This is a genomic window from Geothrix edaphica (assembly GCF_030268045.1).
Taxonomy (GTDB): Bacteria; Acidobacteriota; Holophagae; order Holophagales; family Holophagaceae; genus Geothrix; species Geothrix edaphica.
Map to the genome: position 1 here is coordinate 1,692,489 of NZ_BSDC01000001.1, position 17,907 is coordinate 1,710,395.

Consider the following 17,907-nt stretch of genomic DNA (forward strand, 5'->3'; position numbering starts at 1 on the left):
TCAGGCCCCCCGGTGGTGGATGAGATACTCCACAGCGGCCATTTGAAGGAGCGCATTCAGGGAGAGGCCTTCGGCCTTGGCCCTGGTCTGGAGCTGTTCCAGGAGGGCTTCGGGCAACCGGATGGCCTTCACCACCGTCGGAGCGGCGGCTTCCCCGGCCTTCGGCCGTCCCCGGCGCAGGCGAATGGGCGCTCCCAACACCTCCCTGCCCTGGAATGCCCGTTCCGCCCAAGCGGCATCGGCCTCCTGGCGAGCCCGCAGAGCGTCCAGGGGCTCGCCTGGTCCGGAGACCTTCTCGAATTCGGCCATGGACATGCGCTTGGCTTTCTTGGAAGTCATGGCGTCCTCCTGCGTTTGGGGCTCATCCAATGCGCGGTGATGACCCGGAAGCCCTCGGGGAAAACTCTGGCGAAAGCCACCTTGAGCGTCCGATCTTCCACGGTGGCCTCCAGCACCCATCGGTTCAGCCGGGCGGCATCCGGAAAGACCGTGACGTCTTCGGCCTGGAAAGCCGCCTTCGCCTGGAATTCGGAGATGCCGTGCCGGGCGATGTGGGCCCGGTTTTCGTCGTCCCAATGAAAGATCACTCCGGCTCCAATAAATGTAGAACAATTAATCTACCTGTCAACACGGAACCTCCCGCCCCATCCACCCCGGCAGGACGGCGCGGTCGGGGAAGCGGCGGCGGAGGCGGGCGAGGGCGGGCTCGAGGCGCTCGAGCTTCTCGTTCCGGGGGTCCTCGAAGAGGCCGCGCGCGCGGCCCAGGCCCCAGGCCAGGCGCAGCTCCACCTCGCGCACGAGGAGGCGGCGGGTGGCCAGGGCCAGGAAGGCCTGCTGGAGGCGGCGGGCCAGGGCCAGGGGCGGTGCCGTGAGGTCCTCGGGCGAGGCCCGCCAAGTGTGGGGCTCGCCGTCCACGTCCCACCAGCGCAGCACCAGCGTCCTGGGATGGCGGGGATCGGACCAGAGCCACTCCAGGCAGCGGGCGGCCAGGGCCACCTCCTCGGGCAGGCGGGGGGGCTGGAGGCGCCAGCCGTGGCGGGCGTGGCCGGGGCGCTCCGTGAGCAGGGGCAGGCGCGGCCGGTCCTCGCCCCGCACCCGGGCCCGCAGGTCCGGTGCCAGCTTGGGGTTGGTCAGCTCCGCCAGCACAGACAGGGGCACGGGCTGGAGGTCGCCGAAGGCCCGCAGGCCCAGGCGGTGGAAGCGGTCGTGGAGGCGCGGGGGCAGGTCCGGCAGGCGGCGCAGGGGCTGGGGAGCCAGGAAAGTAGCCTCGCCGCCATCCGTCACGCGCTCCAGGTGGTGCTCGGCCCGGGCGGCGAGCTGGGCGGCGGTGGCGCTGAGGGACAGGCCCCCGTGGCTGGCCCAGCCGCGACGCTCGGCCAGCTCCCGGCGGATGCGCTCAGCGGTGTCCGCCAGGGGCCCGAAGATCCGTTGGGTGCCCTGGAGCTCCACCAGGGCCTCGCCCAGGCGCCCCAGCTGGCCCTGGGGCGTCCAGTGCTGGAGGAAGTCCCCCAGGTCGGCCTGGGCCTCCCACCAGACCTGGGGCGAGGGATCCAGCACCCGCAGCCCCGGCGCCCGTCGCAGGGCCTGGTCCAGGGGCAGGCCCGGCCCCAGCCCCTCGGCCCGCCCCAGGCGGTTCACGAACCAGAGGGTGGGCGAGCGGGGGGTGTCCGGGCTCAGGAAGGCCAGGGGCCGGTCCCGCAGGGCGCCATCCCGTCCGCAGGCCAGCTGGAACGGCAGTTCAGGAACCCACATCGCCAGCACCGGATCCTCCTGGGGGATCCAAGTATGGCGAAAATTTAGCGAAAAACAAGCTACATCTGGAACCGGTGCGTGCACTCCACCCAGCTCTCGGAGCCATCCTTGTAGCGCTCGCGCTTCCAGATGGGCACGCGCTGCTTGATCTCGTCCATGATCCAGGCGGCGGCCTGGAAGCTCTCGGCGCGGTGGGCGCTGCTGGTGGCGACGAGAACAGCGGCCTCGGTGAGGGGCACGACGCCGATGCGGTGGTGGATGGCGCAGCGGGTGAGGCCGTAGCGCTCGATGGCCTTCTCGCGCAGGAGGCCCAGCTCCTTCTCGGCCATGGGCACGTAGGCCTCGTAGGCCAGCTCCAGCACGGCGCGGCCTTCGTGGTGGTCCCGGGCCCGGCCCTCGAAGAGGACGAGGGCCCCGGCATGGGGGTCCTCCATGACACTTCGTAAAGCCATCGCCCCAAGAGGCGCTTCCTGAACCGATATCCAGGGAATCATGCGTGTCTCCGCTTCGATCCCAACCATACACTGAACCGTTTTCAGGGGTTTGCCATGTCCAGTCCGCACGTCGATCCGAACGCCGTTTTCGAGACCCTGGGCCGCCACATGCTGGTGGACGGGTTCCACCTGGTCATGGACCTGGAGAAGTCCCACGGCTCCTGGATCGTGGATGCCCGGGATGGCCGCAAGTACTTGGATTTCTACACCTTCTTCGCCACCACACCCCTGGGGCACAACCATCCCCGCCTGCGGGAGCCGGAGTTCGTCCAGCGCCTGGGCGAGATCGCCGTCAACAAGCCCGCCAACTCGGACATCTACACCACGGCCTTCGCGGAATGGGTGGAGGCCTTCGGCACCCACGCGGCGCCGGACTACCTGCCCCACCTCTTCTGGATCGACGGGGGCTCCCTGGCGGTGGAGAACGCCCTGAAGGCGGCCTTCGACTGGAAGGTGCGCAAGAACCTGGCGGCGGGCAAAGGCGAGAAGGGCTCGCAGGTCATCCACTTCCGCGAGGCCTTCCACGGCCGCAGCGGCTACACCCTGAGCCTCACCAACACGGCCGATCCCCGCAAGCACCAGTACTTCCCCAAGTTCCCCTGGCCCCGGGTGCCGAACCCGAAGCTGACCTTCCCCATGGACCTGGCCAAGATCGAGGCGGCCGAGGCGGAAGCCGTCGCGGCCATCGAGGCCGCCGTGGCCCAGAATCCCGATGACATCGCCTGCCTCATCGTGGAACCCATCCAGGGCGAGGGCGGCGACAACCACTTCCGGGGCGAGTTCCTGCGGAAGCTCCGGGTCCTGGCAGACCGTCATGATTTCCTGTTGATCTTCGACGAAGTGCAAACGGGTTTCGGCGCCACGGGCAAGTGGTGGGCCCACCAGTGGTTCGACGTGCAGCCCGACATCATCGCCTTCGGCAAGAAGGCCCAGACCTGCGGCATCGCCGCGGGCCGGCGCCTGGACGAGGTGGAGAGCGTGTTCAAGGTGCCCAGCCGCATCAACAGCACCTGGGGCGGCAACCTGGTGGACATGGTGCGCGGCACCCGGATCATCGACGTCATCCGCGAGGAGAACCTCCTCGATCACGGCGTGAAGCAGGGCGAGCGGCTACTGAAGGGCCTGCAGGAGATCCACCGCGACTTCCCCGACTTCACCGCGAACCCCCGCGGCCGCGGCCTCTTCTGCGCCCTGGACATCGCCACGCCGGAGCTGCGGAGCGCCGTGGTGGCCAAGGGCCACGAGCTGGGCATGATGATCCTCTCCACTGGTGAGAAGGGCCTGCGCTTCCGCCCCGCCATGAACCTCCGCCCGGAGGATCTGGACCTGGGCGTGGAGCTGCTCCGCAAGGCCGTGGCACAAGTCGCGGCGGCTTCTTCTACTCTGGTGGGATGAAGATCGAGCTCTACTGCGACGGCGCGTGTCTCGGCAACCCCGGCCCGGGCGGCTGGGGGTACCTGCTGCGGGTGCATCTCGCCACGGGCATCCAGGAGAAGGAGGGCTCGGGCCCCGAGGCGGACACCACCAACAACCGCATGGAGCTGACGGCCGCCATCCGCGGCCTGGAGGCGCTCACCAAGCCCTGCCAGGTGCTGCTCCAGAGCGACAGCCAGTACGTGGTGAAGGGGATCACCACCTGGCTGAAGGACTGGAAGCGGCGGGGCTGGAAGAAGGCCGACGGCAAGCCCGTGCTCAACGCGGACCTCTGGCAGGCCCTGGACGCGCAGCTGGCGCGGCATCACGTGGAGGCCCGCTGGGTGAAGGGGCACGCCGGACACGCGGAGAACGAGCGGGTGGACCGCCTGGCCAATGCGGCGGCGCAATCCTTAACGTAGAAGGGCCGCTTGTCGGCGGCCCTTCGGCGGTGAGGTGGCGGCTTCCTGGGGCGGGTCTCCCGACCCGGGAAGCGGGGGTCCGGGGGGACATCGCGAGCAACGCGAGCAGGCGGTCCCCCCGGAGTGATCAGCGGCGCTTGGGGAACTTGTAGACGATCTCGGGCGTCCAGCCGCGCACGGGCCGGCCATCGCGGATGGCGGGCGCGAAGGAGGACTTGTTGGCGGCCTCGATGGCGGCTTCGTCGAAGCCGAAGGCCCCCGACACGCCCTCGACCACGGACACCTTCAGGGGCTGGCCCTGCTCGCCCACGAACACCTTCAGGCGCACGAAGTGGTCCAGGTTCGTCTCCCACCGCATCTGGGTGGCGCGGAGGGGGAAGATGGGCACGACCTGGCTCACCACGCGGGCGGCCTGGTCATTGGTGGAGGGAGCAGCCTGCTGGGGAGCGGCGGCCTGGGGCGTGGGCACGGCCGTCGGCGTGGGCACGGCGGTCTGGCGTGAAGCCTCCTGCATGGGCTGGGGCTTGGGGACCTCCTGCACCGGCGGGGCGGCTGCGACCTTGGTCTGGCTGGCCTTCTTCTGCTCGGCCAGTTTCTGCTCGGCCAGTTTCTGCTCGGCCAGCCGCTGCTCCGCGGCCTTCTGCTGCCGCTCGAGATCCAGCTTGCGCTGCTGGTTCTCCTCGAGCTGCTTCTGGATCTTCACCTTCTCCTCAGCGGACTTGGTCTCGCCGAGCTGCTTCTGGAGCTGGGAGGTCTTCTCGGCCTCGGCCCGGGCCTTGGCGTCGAGGTCGGCCTTCTGCTGCTCCATCTCCGCCTTGATCCGCTGGAACTCCACCAGCTGCGCCTGGATGGCCGGATCCACCTTGGGGCGGCCGAAGAACATGTAGCCCAATCCCAGGATCACCACGGCGGCGAGGCCGCCGCCGATGAGGACGGTGCGGTTCTTCTGGCTGACCTGCTCATCCGCATGGCCGTCGATGTGCTCGGCGCGGGTGGCGCCGCTGCGCAGGCTCTCGCCGGCGGCGGTGTAGGCGAGGAAGTTGTCGCCCTGTTCGGCCTTCATGGACGTGGCGTCCCGGTCGTTCTCCTCCCGGAACAGCGTGTGCATGAAGAAGGCCATGTTGAAGGTGGTGGGGCTGTACTCGCCGTCGTAGAGGACGCGCTCGAGCTCGGTGCTGAAGGCCTCCACTGTGGGGAAGGGCTGGCGGCCCAGCAGCAGGCGGCCGAGGAAGGCGCGGATCTCCACGGGCAGGGCGGCCTCTTCCTGGGCGGCCTTGAGGGTGGCCTGGTCCAGGGTGGCCTGGAGGTCGCCGCCGACGGGCAGCTTCTCGAAGGTGAGCAGCTCGTAGAGCACGGCGCCCAGGGCGAAGAGATCCTGCTGGAGGGCGTCGTTCTCGGGCCCCTGGAGGTAGGGGGCGAGCTTGCGCTTCGCGTTGGGGGCCTTGGCCAGCATGCTCTTGACCAGGGCGGCGAAGGGCGCGTCCACGACCTGGGTGGCCCCCTCGAAGCTAACCCACACGCTGTGGGGGCTCAGCACGCCGTGGGAGACGCCCTTGGCCTGCATCTGGACGATGCCCTGGGCCACGCCCTGGATGACCGTCAGCGCGTGGTCCACGCCGAAGGGGACCTGTTCCGACTTGGCCTTGTCGATGAGCTGGGCGAGGCTGCGGCCAGGCACGTAGTCCCAGGCCACGTGGGGCGCCTTGGTGCTCTCCAGACGGTAGCCCAGGCCGTAGATGCGGGCGCCGCCGAGCAGGGGCACCACCCGGCCGGCCTCGGCCAGGCGCGTGTTCATGCCCGCCTGGAACAGCTCCTCCGAGAAGGTCCGCACCAGCATGTGGCGGTCGAAGTTGCTGCCGGCGATGACCACGGCCCGGTGAATTGATCCGAACGGATCAGTGGCCAGTTCGGAGGCCAGGAGGTAGGACCCGAGGCGGGTGTAGGTGCCCATGACTGCTCCAGAGGGATGGTTGGAACGATAGCCCGAAAGTCGCGATTCGCCTAGCCCATGCCGGAATCAGAGGCCAGGTGGAATCCATTCACCGCCCCTCAGGGCTGGGAAGGGATTTCCCACTGATCACCCGCCGCGCGCCAGGCCAGGATCCAGAGGTTGGCTGTGGCGTGTACACCATTGGAAAAAGCCAGCTGGAGCTGGGCGAAGGGCAGCGACAGATCATCCCAGGGGCCGATGCGGCGGCCGGTGGCATCGTCGAAGTGCTCGCGGAGCCGGCGGTTCCGTTCCTGCTTGGTGGCCAGGAGGCGCTGGAGGGCCGGTTCCGGATCCAGGCTGCCCGTGGCGGCCCAGTAGGGCTCCTGGGTCACCAGCAGGTGGGTCAGGTTCTGGTCCGCGTAGGCTTCGAAGCTCTCCCGGAGCGGGCTCAGCCCCTCGGTGGCGGAAGGATCCGTCAGCAGCTGGACCATGTGGGCCAGCACGCCCAGGTCGCGGACGATGTCCCCGGGCCGGCGGTGCTCCTCGCTGAGGCGCAGGATCGTGCGGTACTGGGCCTGCACCTGCTCCGTCGTGGGCGGCTGGTCGTTGGCCACGCCCCGGGCCCCCTCCAGCAGCTCCTGGGGGTGGGCCCGCAGCAGGGCCGCCAGGTTCCGGGGCAGCAGGCGGACCGCCTTGGCCGTCTGGGCCTCATGGACCTTGGGCGACCAGGCCCCCAGCGGGAGGCCGGCCAGCAGGAGGCCCAGGACGAAGCCGTTCGGTTCACGCATCGAGGGTCTCCGCGGTGGGGGCGGCTTCCGCCAGGCCCGCCTGGGGATCCAGGGGAATGCCCAGGGCCCGGAGGCGGTGCAGCAGGGTGGTGCGACGCATGCCGAGGCGCCGGGCTGATTCGCTCTTGTTCCAGCCCGTGGCCCGGAGGGCTTCGAGGACCAGGTGGCGCTCCAGCTCCTCCAGGAACCGGCCCAGGTCCTGGTCCTGGGGCAGCCGGGGGAAGGCCGGGGACGGCAGGAGCCCCGCCACCGAGGCCGGAAGGTCCTGGTGGAGCAGCCGGTCGGGATCGGAACCCAGGGCCATGGCCCGCTCCACGGCATTCTCCAGCTCGCGCACATTGCCGGGCCAGGCGTAGGCCTCCATGGCCTGCAGGGCGGCGGGCTCCACCTGCTTGAGCGGCAGGTCCAGCTCCCGGGCGAACTTGCGGAGGAAGTGGGCCACCAGCACGGGGATGTCCTGGGGGTGCTCGCGCAGGGGATGGATCTGCACGGGGATCACGTTCAACCGGTAGAACAGGTCCTCCCGGAACCGCTTCTGCTCCACGAGGCTACCCAGATCCTCGTTGGTGGCAGCCACCAGCCGGAAGTCGGCCTTCAGCGTGCGGGAGGAACCCAGCGGCGTGAACTCCCGCTCCTGGATCACCCGCAGCAGCTTCACCTGCAGGCTCAGAGGCATGGTGCCGATCTCGTCGAGGAACAGGGTACCGCCCTCCGCCTGCTGGAAACGGCCCGGGCGGTCCGTGCGGGCATCCGTGTAGGCGCCCCGCACATGGCCGAACAGCTCGTCCTCCAGCAGCGTCTCCGGGATGGCGCCGCAGTGGATGGGGATGAAGGGCCCCTGGGAACGCGGGCTCCACTGGTGGATGGCGCGGGCCGCCAGCTCCTTGCCGGTGCCAGAGGGGCCCGTGATCAGCACAGTGGAGGGCGAGGGCGCCACCCGCCGCAGCAGGGTCTGGAGTTTCTGCCAGGCGTCGGAGCAGCCCACCATCTGGGGGCCCTTGGCCTGGCCCTCGATCTGCTCGCGGAGCCGCTTGTTCTCCTGGTTCAGCTGCGATTTCTCGATGGCCCGCAGCAGGGTGTGCTCCAGCTCCTCCACCCGGAAGGGCTTGGGCACGTAGTCGTAGATCCCCATGCGCATGGCCTGGAGCGCCGTTTCCACCGAGGTGGAGCCCGACAGGACCACTACCACCGTGTCGGGCTTGGCCACCGCCTCCCGCGCCAGGTCCAGGCCGTTCAGATCCGGCAGCATGAGGTCCACCACGGCCAGGTCGAAGAACTCGTTCCTCAGGAACTGGGCGCCCCGGCGCCCGGAGCCGGTGCCCACCACTTCGTGCCCGTGCCGGGACAGCAGGGTGCCCACCACCTCGAGGATGGTGGGGTCGTCGTCCACCAGCAGGGCCCGGGCCGGGTTCATGCCTGTCAGAGTCCCGGGCTTGAGGCCCCCTGTCAAGGTTTGGACAGTCCGGCTAGACTGCCCCCATGCTTTCCAGATCCAGCCTGTGGCAGCGCCTCGCAGGAGCTTCGCTCTGGCCTGTGGCCTGGGCCCTGGCCGCCGCCTGCGCCGTGCCCTGGCTCGTGCCCGAGCGCTGGGACGGCGGAATCGCCGGACGGTGGGCGGTCCTCGGCGGTCTGGCCTGGTTCCTGACCCTCCCCCTGCTCCGCTTTCGGCGCTGGGCCGTGGTCCCCCTGGCCCTGGGGCTCGCGGGCTTCACCTTCCTGGGGCTCGCGCGCAAGGCGCAGTGGGAGAGGGCCCTGCCCGCCGGATTCCAGGCCCTGGAGGGCCGCATCGACGCTCCCTGGACCCTCCAGGGCGAGCGGCTGCGGAGCCGCCTCGAGGTGGCCACGCCCGGACCGCTGCGGGGCCTCGCCCTGCCCCTCACGGTGCCCGCCGATGGCGAGCAGATGCCGCCCCCGCCGGGCACCCCCGTGCGCCTCCGCGCGGAGCTGAGGCCCGTCCAGCCCGCGCCCGTCTTCCTGGCAGAGCGCCCCCTGTGGCGGGCCCGCAGCGACGAGGCCCCCCGTCGCATCCACCTGGCCTCGGCGCAGCTGATGGAACCGCTGGGCCCGCCGCGCCCGTCCTGGCTGCTGCGCCTCCAGGCCTTCGCCCGGCGCCAGTTCGAGGCCCTGCCCCTGGGCCCCACGGCGAAGGATCTCTGGGGTGCGCTGGCCCTGGGCATCCCCCCCGCGGACGAAGCCCACTTCAGCGTGTTCGCCGAAAGCGGGACCATCCACATCCTCGTCGTGTCGGGTCTGCAGGTGACGCTGGTGATGGCCGTGATCGAGGCCCTCCTGCGCCGCCTGCGCCTGCGTGGCGTCAGCGCCGGGGCCATCGCCGCTGGGCTGCTCTACTCGGCCCTGGTGGGCTTCTCGGCGCCCGTGTGGCGGGGCCTGTTCATGGGCATCGCCTGGGCCATCGGTCGCTCCAGCGGCTGGAAGCTGCCGCCGGTGGCAGGCCTGCACGTGGCCCTGCTCCTCTGGCTGCTGGGCCATCCGGCGGCGGGCGTCGAGCCGGGCTTCCTGCTGGCCTGGTGGGCCCTGCTGGGCCTGCTCTGGGGGGCGGAGCCCCTGGCGGGACTGCTGTCCCCCCTGCTGGGCCGCCTGGCCCTGCCCTTCGCCCGGCTGGCGGCGCCCTGGCTGTCCACCCTGCCCCTGCTGGCCCTGCTGCACGGCGGCGCGCCCTGGTGGGGCATCCTCGCCAACCTGCTGGTGCTGCCCCTGGTGGCCTTCCTCACCCCCCTCTGCCTTCTGCTGATCCTGGTGCCCCTGCCCTGGCTCACCCAGGGCGCCGCAGCCACCCTGACCTGGATGGGCGAGCGCCTCGTGCCCGCGCTCACGGGCATCGCGCCCCTGGCCACGGGCCTGCTCTGGCCCTGGCTCCTGCTGGCGCTGGGCTGGCTGGCGCTGGCCCACCTCCAGGGACGCCTCATGCGCACTCGCGCCCTCACCCTCGGGCTCGTGACCATGTCCCTGGGCCTCCTCGCCTTCCGTGGCACAGGCCGGGCGGCGGACACCCTGTCGCTGGAAGCCGTCGATGTGGGCCAGGGCGATGCCCTGCTGCTGCGGGTGCCCGGCGGCGAGGCCACCCTCATCGACTCCGGCCCCGGTCCCTGGACGGGCCGCCGCCTCGCCCGTGTGCTGAGCCGACGCGGCGTGCGGGAGCCGGTGCACCTCGTGCTCACCCACGCCCACGGCGACCACGCAGGCGGCTGGGCCACCCTCGCGCGGATCTGGCCCCTGGCTTCCACGTCCGTTCCCGTGACCGCCGAGGAGGAGGACCCCTGGGCGCCCTTCCGTCCCGCCGGGGGAGCGGAACCCACAGGGCTCCTGCGGGGCGATGCCTGGACTCGCGGCGAGGCGGCCTTCAGCGTGCGCTGGCCCGCCCGGGCCTTCGCCCTGCCGGACGCCAACATGGTGTCCACGGTGCTGCGCGTGGCCTGGCGGGACCGGGAGCTCTGGCTCATGGGCGACGCGCTGGCCATCCAGGAGCGGGACCTGATGGATCTCGGCGATCCGGGCCTCTCGCCCCATCGCCTGCTGAAGGTGGGGCACCACGGCAGCCGGAACGCCACGGATCCGGCCTGGGTGGCGTCACTGGGGCCGGAGGTGGCCGTCATCCCCGCCGGCCTGCGGAACCGCTTCGAGCATCCCCATCCGGAGACCCTGGCGACGCTGCACCGGGCGGGAACACCGGTCTGGATCACAGGCCCCGGCGCCGGCGTGCGGATCTCCGCCGTGGCGGATGGCTGGCGCGTGGAGACCGGCGACGGAACCGCGTGCCTCACGCCTCTTCGAAGAAGCCCGAGGCCCTGAGGGCCTCCACCAGCCGCCGGCTGCCCTCGGCGTGGTTGGCCTTCCACTGGATGGGGGCCTCGGGCCCCACGTCGTTCACGACGACCAGCGCCCCGCCGCAGGGCACGCCGGCCGCATGGCAGGCGGCGAAGACGCCCGTGAGTTCCAGGTGCTCGGCCGGGGCCACGGAAGCCAGCAGGGCCGCACCTTCGGAGGTCTTCGTGATGGCGGGCACCACCGCCACGGCACGCGGCGGCAGCGGTCCCGGGAGGGTCGAGATCCACCGGATGCGTTCGAGGCCGGGCCGATAGGCGCCACCGCGCCGTTCCTCCAGGGAGGTGGCGATGGCCTCCGAAGCCCACAGGCACTCGAACAGCGCCAGCCGCTCGTCGTAGCGCCCGCAGGTGCCCAGGAAGAGCACGGCCTCGGGCTGCCGCTCGGCCAGCAGCCGGGCCGTGGCCACCGCCGCCGTCACGGCGCCGATGCCCACGGTGGCCGTCTCCCAGCCCGGGGGCGGATCTTCCGCGAGGGGGCCCAGTTCCGGGGCGAAGGCGGACAGCAGGAGGCGCATGGACAGAGTCTACAGGTGATCCAGGGCCCACGCGGCGACAGGGATGGACAGGCCGTTCCCCAGCAGGCGGTAGCGGGCCTCCAGCGACAGCTCCGCAGGAAAGCGGAAGCCCTTCGGCAATCCCAGCAGCCGCGCCACCTCGGAGGGTGCGAACCGGCGGACGCCCCGCTCCGTCCGGAGGAAGGAGCCGCTGCCCACGAAGCGCTGGCCATAGCCTCCGATGAAGCAGGTGCTCCGGTGGTCCTCCGGCGTGACGAAGTCCAGGCCGTGGCGGTGGCGGGCGAGAACTTCCGGCCGGAGGTAGAGGCCTTCGTCCTCCTCGGCATCCAGGAAATCAGCCAGGGGACGGGGAGGCAGGTCCGGCAGGCGGCGCGCGGTCAGCGGGTGGCGGCCGGCCACCACGAACACCCGCGGCCGCTGGTTGGGCAGGCCGAACCGGCTGGGGCAGGCCTCCAGATCCAGCTGATGCAGGCCATGGGCTCTGATGCGCTCCGACAGCAGGACATGGGCGTCCGAGCCCAGGAAGCCGCGGACGTTCTCCAGCACCAGGCGCTCGGGCGGCGCTTCGAGGAAGAGGTCCAGGAGGTGGCGGAAGGCCCGGCAACGGCGGTCCTCCAGGCCCTGGTGTTTTCCCATCCGACAGAAGGGCTGGCAGGGCGGGCTGAGAAGCCAGGTGTCGGCCCCGTGGGCGGCCAGCTCCGCCAGCGGCACCGCGGCCAGTTCCCGGGCCTTCGGCCGTTGGCCGTGGTTCAGCGTGTAGGTGGCGTTGGCGGCCTCGCTCACATCGTAGGCGGCCGCGACGCTGCCCCGGTCTCCGAGGGCGCAGCGCCAGCCTCCGAGACCCGAGAACAGCTCGAGGACGCGCATCCGCCTAGCCGCAGCCGCAGCTTCCGCAGCCGCCGCAGGAGGCCGCCGTGGACAGGGCCGTGCCCCGGGCCAGCGCCTGTCCCTCGATGAACAGGCGCACCCCCATGGCGAGCCCGGCAGCCGCATCGGCCCAGGGGAACCAGCGGCCGAGCAGCACCCCAGCCAGGAGCAGGCCGCCCAGCTCCAGCCAGGCGCGGGTCCGCGAGGCGTCCGAAGCCAGGCTGGGATGGAGCCCTGCCTGCGCCCGTCGGATCCACCAGAGGGGCGCCAGGATGGCCAGGGCGGCACCCGCCAGGATGAGCGGGACGGCGCCCGCCTGGGGCCTGCGGTCGCCCATGAGAGCCGCCACGGCGGTCAGGATGGCGCCCAGGGCCAGGAGGCGCAGGAGGTGGCTGGCGGCCCGGAGGGTCAGTCGCTCCCGCTCCAGGCCGCGGTTCCCGAAGCCCTCGCGGACGCGCTGCCCCACCACCAGGGAGGGCAGGCCCTGCAGGAGGCCGGCGGCCCCGAAGGTCCAGAGGGCGATGGCGCCCTGATCCAGACCGAGCCAGAGGGCCGGTGCACCCAGAAGCAGACCCGCGGCGGCGGTGGCGAAGGCGGGGACCGGAGAAGCGCCCGTCTTCATCGCGTGAGCTTCCGGTACTTGATGCGGTGCGGATCGAAGGGCTTCAGGCCCAGCACGTCCTTGCGGTACTGCTCGTACTCGGTGTAGTTCCCGTCGAAGAACTGCACCTGGGAATCGCCCTCGAAGGCCAGGATGTGCGTGGCCAGGCGGTCCAGGAACCAGCGGTCGTGGCTCACCAGCACGGCGCTGCCGGCGAAGGACTCGATGGCCTCCTCCAGCGCCCGCATGGTGTTCACGTCCAGGTCGTTGGTGGGTTCGTCGAAGAACAGCAGGTTGGATTCACTTTTCAGCGTCAGCGCCAGGTTCAGGCGGTTCTGCTGGCCGCCGCTGAGCTCGGACACCTTCTTCTGCTGGGAGTCGCCGGAGAACCCGAAGCGACTCAGCCAGGCGCGGGCGTTGATGAGCTTGCCGCCCAGCTCGATCTGCTCGTAGCCGCCAGACACCGCCTCGAACACGCTCTTGTCCGGATTGAGCCCAGACCGCAGCTGGTCCACATAGGCCATGCGCACGGTCTCGCCGAGGCGGATGGTGCCCGCGTCCGGCTGTTCCTGGCCCGTGAGGAGGCGCAGCAGCGTGGACTTGCCGGCGCCGTTGGGACCGATGACGCCCAGGATGCCGCCGCGGGGGATGGCGAAGCTGAGGTTGTCGAAGAGCACCCGGTCGCCGTAGGCCTTGGACACGCCGTCCAGCTCCGCCACCAGGTCGCCCAGGCGGGGGCCGCTGGGGATGTAGATCTCCAGCTCCTGCTCCTTCTGGCGGCCCTCCTCGCCGGCCAGCCGCTCATAGTTGGCGATGCGGGCCTTGCTCTTGGTGTGCTGGCCCTTGGGCGACATGCGGATCCACTCCAGCTCGCGCTCCAGGGTCTTCTGGCGACGCTGGTCGGACTTCTCCTCCTTGGCCAGACGGCCCTGCTTCTGCTCCAGCCAGCTGGAGTAGTTGCCCTTCCAGGGGATTCCTTCGCCGCGATCCAGCTCGAGGATCCACTCGGCCACATGATCCAGGAAGTAGCGGTCATGGGTGACGGCGATGACCGTGCCCTTGTAGTCCTGGAGGTGCTTCTCCAGCCAGGCCACGGTCTCCGCATCCAGGTGGTTGGTGGCCTCGTCCAGCAGCAGGATGTCCGGCTCCTGGAGCAGCAGGCGGCAGAGGGCCACGCGGCGGCGTTCGCCGCCGGACAGCACGGCGATCTTCGTATCCGGGTCCGGGCAGCGCAGGGCGTCCATGGCCTGCTCCAGGCGCGAGTCGAGGTCCCAGCAGTCGTGGGCGTCGATCTTCTCCTGCAGCTCGGCCTGCATGGCCAGCAGCACGTCCATGTCCGCGTCGGGATCGGCAAACTGGTCGCTGATGGCGTTGTAGTCCTTCAGCCACTTCACCTTCTCGGCGGCGCCCTCCTCCACGATCTCGCGGACCGTCTTGGCCTCGTCGAGCTGTGGTTCCTGGTCCAGGATGCCCGTGGTGTAGCCCTTGCTGAGAACCGCCTCGCCATTGAAGTCGGGGTCCACGCCGGCCATGATCCGCAGGACGGTGCTCTTGCCGGAGCCGTTGAGGCCCAGGACGCCGATCTTGGCGCCATAGAAGTAGCTTAGGGATATGTCCTTGATGACAGGCTTGTTGTTGTAGATCTTGCTGACCCGCATCATCGAATAGATGATCTCGGGCTGCTCGGATGAAGCCTTGGTCGCGGTCTTGGCCATGATTCGCTCGAAAAGGGTGATTCTATCGCGCTTCCCCGCAGGCCCCTCCTGCGGCTTTCCAAGGCGGCTTCGGTCTCACGGGCCTCCGACCCAGGGGGCTTGCGCCAGAATCCGATCGTTTGTAATTTAAAGACAACAAATCTCGTGTGCAGGTGGATTCGACATCCGCATGTCCGACCAATCTGGAGGCTTCCATGAACCAAGTGGTGGCGCGATTCCTGGACGGGACGACCCTGAAGGGCCAGACCAACGACTTCCTTCCCGCGAAGGAGCTCTTCCACATCTCGGCGAACGGGAGCGTTGAGGCGAAGCCGCTGGAGGTCAAGGTCCCGGATCTCAAGGCCCTGTACTTCGTCCGGAGCCTCAACGGGGATCCAGAGCACCAGAAGACCAACGAGTTCCCGCCCCAGGCCCCGGCGCCGGGCCGGAAGGTCAAGGTCACCTTCAAGGACGGTGAGGTGCTGGTGGGCACCACGCAGGGGTACCAGCCGGGCCGGCCGGGGTTCTTCCTGCTCCCGGCCGACCCGCGATCCAACAACGAACGGTGCTACATCGTGACGTCCGCCACCCAGTCCGTGGCGTTCGTCTGAGCCACGCTGCTCAGCCCAGGGCCGCCTGGGCCGCCGCCAGGGTGGCGATGGGCACCCGGTAGGGGCTGCAGCTCACGTAGTCGAGCCCCACGTGGTGGAAGAAGGTCACGCTGCGGGGATCGCCACCGTGCTCGCCGCAGACGCCCAGCTTGATGCCGGGACGCGCCGCGCGGCCCTTCTCGCAGGAGATGCGCACCAGCTCGCCGATGCCCTCCTGATCCAGGCTCTGGAAGGGATCATCCTCCAGGATCTTCTTCCCGACGTACTCGGGCAGGAAGGTGCCCGCGTCATCGCGACTGAAGCCGAAGCCCATCTGAGTGAGGTCGTTCGTGCCAAAGCTGAAGAACTCGGCCTCCACGGCGATCTTGTCGGAGGTGAGGGCGGCCCGGGGGATCTCGATCATGGTGCCGATGGGGCAGGCGAACTGGGTGCCGCGCTCCCGGTTCACCTGGGCGATCTCGTCCAGCATCTCGGTCTTGGTGTAGATCAGCTCACGCACGGTGCCGATGAGCGGGACCATGATCTCCGGTACGGCCTTGATGCCCTTGGCGGCCACGTTGAGCGCAGCCTCGGTGATGGCGCGCACCTGCATGCGGATGATCTCGGGGAAGGTGATGCCCAGGCGGCAGCCGCGGTGGCCCATCATGGGGTTGAACTCGTGGAGCTGCGTCACGCGGCGCTCCACGGTGCCCAGGTCCACACCCAGCACCTCCGCCATCTCCCGCTGGCCCGCCTCATCCTGAGGCAGGAACTCGTGGAGGGGCGGATCCAGCAGGCGGATGTTCACCGGCAGGCCATCCATGGCCGTGAAGAGGCCTTCGAAGTCCTCGCGCTGCATGGGCAGGAGCTTGGCCAGGGCCTTCTTGCGGCCTTCGGTGTCCGAAGCGAGGATCATCTCGCGGACGGCCAGGATGCGGTCGCCCTCGAAGAACATGTGCTCCGTCCGGCAGAGACCGATGCCCTGGGCGCCAAAGGCGCGGGCCACGGCCGCGTCATGGGGCGTGTCGGCGTTGGTGCGGACCTTCATCCGCTTGGCTTCGCGGCTCCAGGTCATGATCTTGGCGAAGCGCTGGTACAGCTCGCTGTCTTCGGCCTTGAGGCGGCCATCCACCAGCACCTGGTTCACTTCAGAGGGATGGGCGCTGAGCTTGCCGGCGAACACCTCACCGGTGGAGCCGTCCATGGAGATCCAGTCCTGGCCGGCCTTCAGCTCGTGGACACCGACCTTCACCACGCCGCGCGCCACGTCGATCTGCACGGCCGAGGCCCCGCAGACACAGGGCTTGCCCATGCCGCGCGCCACCACCGCCGCGTGGCTGGTCATGCCGCCGCGCGCCGTGAGGATGCCCTGGGAGGCCACCATGCCGGAGATGTCCTCCGGACTCGTCTCCACGCGCACCAGCACCACGGGCCCCTCCTGGGCCATCTGCTCCGCCTGCTCGGCGGTCAGGGCGATACGGCCCGTGGCGGCGCCGGGTCCGGCGTTCAGGCCCTTGGTCAGCAGCTGGCCCTCCTTGCGCAGGCGGTCCTTCTCCTTGGGATCGAAGACCGGCGCCAGCAGCTGCGACAGGCTGTCGGCATCAATGCGCTTCAGGGCCGTGTGGCTGTCGATGAGGCCTTCGTCCACCAGGTCGATGGCGATGCGGATGCCCGCCATGGCCGTGCGCTTGCCGTTCCGGGTCTGCAGCAGGTACAGCTTCCCGCGCTCGATCGTGAACTCGATGTCCTGCATGTCCTTGAAGTGAGTCTCCAGGCGCTTGCAGGTGGCGTCCAGCTCGGCGAAGGAGGCCGGCATGGCCTCCTCCAGGCTCTTCAGGCCCGTGCCTTCGGCCTGGGCGCGGGTGATGGGCTGGGGCGTGCGGGTCCCGGCGACCACGTCCTCGCCCTGGGCGTTGATGAGGTACTCGCCGTAGAACAGCTTCTCGCCCGTGGCGGGGTCGCGCGTGAAGGCCACGCCGGTGCCGCAGTCATCGCCCATGTTGCCGAAGACCATGCTCTGCACGTTGACGCCCGTGCCCCAGTCATCCGGGATCCGGTTCAGGCGCCGGTAGGTGATGGCACGCGCCGTGTTCCAGCTCTCGAAGACGGCGCGGATGGCGCCCCATAGCTGATCCATGGGCTCCTGAGGGAAGGCCTGTCCGGTCTCCTCCAGCACGATGTCCTTGAAGGCGGTCACAAGGACCTTCCAGTCCTCGACGAGGAGGTCGGTGTCCTGATGCCTGCCGAGACGCTCCTTCGCGCGCTCCAGCTCCGCTTCGAAGAGCGCGTGCTCCACGCCGAGCACCACGTTGCTGTACATGGTGATGAAGCGGCGGTAGGAATCCCAGGCGAACCGCGGGTTGCCGCTGGCCTTCTCCAGAGCCAGCACGGTGCGGTCATTGAGGCCGAGGTTGAGGACTGTGTCCATCATGCCCGGCATGGAAACGCGTGCGCCGGAGCGGACGGACAGCAGCAGGGGGTTCTCGATGGAACCGAAGCCGCAGCCACGCACGCCTTCCAGCCACTTCAGGGCCTCCAGCACTTCCGTCTTGAGCCCCTCGGCCAGCTGCCGGCCATTGGTGTAGTAGGCGCCACACTGCTCGGTGGTGAGCGTGAAACCCGGAGGCACGGGAATGCCGAGCCCGGCCATCTCCGCCAGGTTGCAGCCCTTGCCACCGAGAAGGTTGCGCATGGCGGCGCCGCCTTCGTTACGGTTTCCCCCGAAGGTGTAAACACCTTTGTTCATCAGATCCTCCACGCGGAACATCCAGTGTATCCGGCACCGGGCCAAAAACCCGCATGGATGCGGAATGAGGGTACGCAAAAACGGGCCACCCCGGTGGGGGTGACCCGTTCGATTTAACGTCGCAGCGACCTACTTTTCCACTCCTGTGAGGAGCAGTATCATCGGCCCTCCAAGTCTTAACTGCCGTGTTCGGGATGGGAACGGGTGTGACACTTGGGGAAAAGCCACGACGAAGGGTTAAGAAGGGTTG

The 17,907-nt window shown here is 69.7% G+C and carries 16 protein-coding genes and 1 rRNA gene; 4 read left to right on the forward strand and 13 right to left on the reverse strand.

The window, feature by feature from the left end:
* The 4 genes from QSJ30_RS07705 to QSJ30_RS07720 are packed head-to-tail and all read right to left on the reverse strand — an operon-like array spanning position 1 to position 2,273.
* On the reverse strand, positions 1-339 hold the full coding sequence (locus QSJ30_RS07705; protein WP_285608022.1) for a hypothetical protein: 339 nt from the start codon (positions 337-339) through the stop codon (positions 1-3).
* Complete coding sequence (locus QSJ30_RS07710; protein ID WP_285608023.1) at positions 336-587, reverse strand: BrnT family toxin; 252 nt, start codon at positions 585-587, stop codon at positions 336-338. Before QSJ30_RS07710 ends, QSJ30_RS07705 begins: the two co-directional genes overlap by 4 nt.
* Positions 588-624: 37 nt before the next feature.
* The gene (locus QSJ30_RS07715; protein ID WP_285608050.1) at positions 625-1,752 is read right to left on the reverse strand and encodes a Y-family DNA polymerase; all 1,128 of its coding nucleotides are present in this window, start codon (positions 1,750-1,752) and stop codon (positions 625-627) included.
* A 59-nt stretch (positions 1,753-1,811) separates the two neighbouring features.
* The gene (locus tag QSJ30_RS07720; protein ID WP_309559875.1) at positions 1,812-2,273 is read right to left on the reverse strand and encodes a molybdenum cofactor biosynthesis protein MoaE; all 462 of its coding nucleotides are present in this window, start codon (positions 2,271-2,273) and stop codon (positions 1,812-1,814) included.
* A 27-nt stretch (positions 2,274-2,300) separates the two neighbouring features.
* Between QSJ30_RS07720 and lat the strand changes: the two genes are divergently transcribed.
* Both lat and rnhA read left to right on the forward strand, forming a co-directional pair.
* Entirely contained in the window at positions 2,301-3,641 is a 1,341-nt protein-coding gene (gene lat / locus QSJ30_RS07725) for an L-lysine 6-transaminase (protein WP_285608025.1), read from the forward strand.
* A complete protein-coding gene (gene rnhA / locus QSJ30_RS07730) occupies positions 3,638-4,081 on the forward strand; it encodes a ribonuclease HI (RefSeq protein ID WP_285608026.1) in 444 nt (147 codons plus the stop codon). The genes lat and rnhA overlap by 4 nt, the downstream gene beginning before the upstream one ends.
* Before the next feature lie 127 nt (positions 4,082-4,208).
* Here the strand turns inward: rnhA and QSJ30_RS07735 are convergent, their stop codons facing one another.
* The 3 genes from QSJ30_RS07735 to QSJ30_RS07745 all read right to left on the reverse strand — a co-directional run bounded on the left by QSJ30_RS07735 (position 4,209) and on the right by QSJ30_RS07745 (position 8,213).
* Positions 4,209-6,032 (reverse strand): TonB family protein, encoded by a 1,824-nt coding sequence (locus QSJ30_RS07735; RefSeq protein WP_285608027.1) that lies wholly within the window; start codon positions 6,030-6,032, stop codon positions 4,209-4,211.
* A gap of 98 nt (positions 6,033-6,130) precedes the next feature.
* Positions 6,131-6,799 (reverse strand): hypothetical protein, encoded by a 669-nt coding sequence (locus QSJ30_RS07740; RefSeq protein ID WP_285608028.1) that lies wholly within the window; start codon positions 6,797-6,799, stop codon positions 6,131-6,133.
* Entirely contained in the window at positions 6,792-8,213 is a 1,422-nt protein-coding gene (locus QSJ30_RS07745; protein WP_285608029.1) for a sigma-54-dependent transcriptional regulator, read from the reverse strand. The genes QSJ30_RS07740 and QSJ30_RS07745 overlap by 8 nt, the downstream gene beginning before the upstream one ends.
* A 65-nt stretch (positions 8,214-8,278) precedes the next feature.
* On the opposite strand from QSJ30_RS07745, the gene QSJ30_RS07750 reads away from it, so the two are divergent.
* Positions 8,279-10,609, forward strand: a complete 2,331-nt coding sequence (locus QSJ30_RS07750) for a ComEC/Rec2 family competence protein (RefSeq protein ID WP_285608030.1) — start codon at positions 8,279-8,281, stop codon at positions 10,607-10,609.
* Here QSJ30_RS07750 and QSJ30_RS07755 read toward each other — a convergent pair.
* From QSJ30_RS07755 to ettA, 4 genes are read right to left on the reverse strand one after another with little or no spacing between them, the layout of a single operon-like run.
* Entirely contained in the window at positions 10,578-11,159 is a 582-nt protein-coding gene (locus tag QSJ30_RS07755) for a phosphorylase family protein (RefSeq protein WP_285608031.1), read from the reverse strand. The two genes, QSJ30_RS07750 and QSJ30_RS07755, sit on opposite strands and share 32 nt — an antisense overlap.
* 9 nt (positions 11,160-11,168) lie before the next feature.
* Positions 11,169-12,026, reverse strand: a complete 858-nt coding sequence (locus QSJ30_RS07760; protein WP_285608032.1) for a DNA cytosine methyltransferase — start codon at positions 12,024-12,026, stop codon at positions 11,169-11,171.
* 4 nt (positions 12,027-12,030) lie between these two features.
* The gene (locus QSJ30_RS07765) at positions 12,031-12,648 is read right to left on the reverse strand and encodes a hypothetical protein (RefSeq protein ID WP_285608033.1); all 618 of its coding nucleotides are present in this window, start codon (positions 12,646-12,648) and stop codon (positions 12,031-12,033) included.
* Entirely contained in the window at positions 12,645-14,342 is a 1,698-nt protein-coding gene (gene ettA / locus QSJ30_RS07770) for an energy-dependent translational throttle protein EttA (RefSeq protein ID WP_285608034.1), read from the reverse strand. Before ettA ends, QSJ30_RS07765 begins: the two co-directional genes overlap by 4 nt.
* Positions 14,343-14,536: 194 nt before the next feature.
* On the opposite strand from ettA, the gene QSJ30_RS07775 reads away from it, so the two are divergent.
* A complete protein-coding gene (locus tag QSJ30_RS07775; RefSeq protein WP_285608035.1) occupies positions 14,537-14,932 on the forward strand; it encodes a DUF6982 domain-containing protein in 396 nt (131 codons plus the stop codon).
* 10 nt (positions 14,933-14,942) lie between these two features.
* Here the strand turns inward: QSJ30_RS07775 and ppdK are convergent, their stop codons facing one another.
* Both ppdK and rrf read right to left on the reverse strand, forming a co-directional pair.
* Entirely contained in the window at positions 14,943-17,657 is a 2,715-nt protein-coding gene (ppdK, locus tag QSJ30_RS07780) for a pyruvate, phosphate dikinase (protein WP_285608036.1), read from the reverse strand.
* Positions 17,658-17,773: 116 nt separating this feature from the next.
* Positions 17,774-17,889: ribosomal RNA gene (gene rrf / locus QSJ30_RS07785) — 5S ribosomal RNA — on the reverse strand.
* Positions 17,890-17,907: the final 18 nt, after the last annotated feature.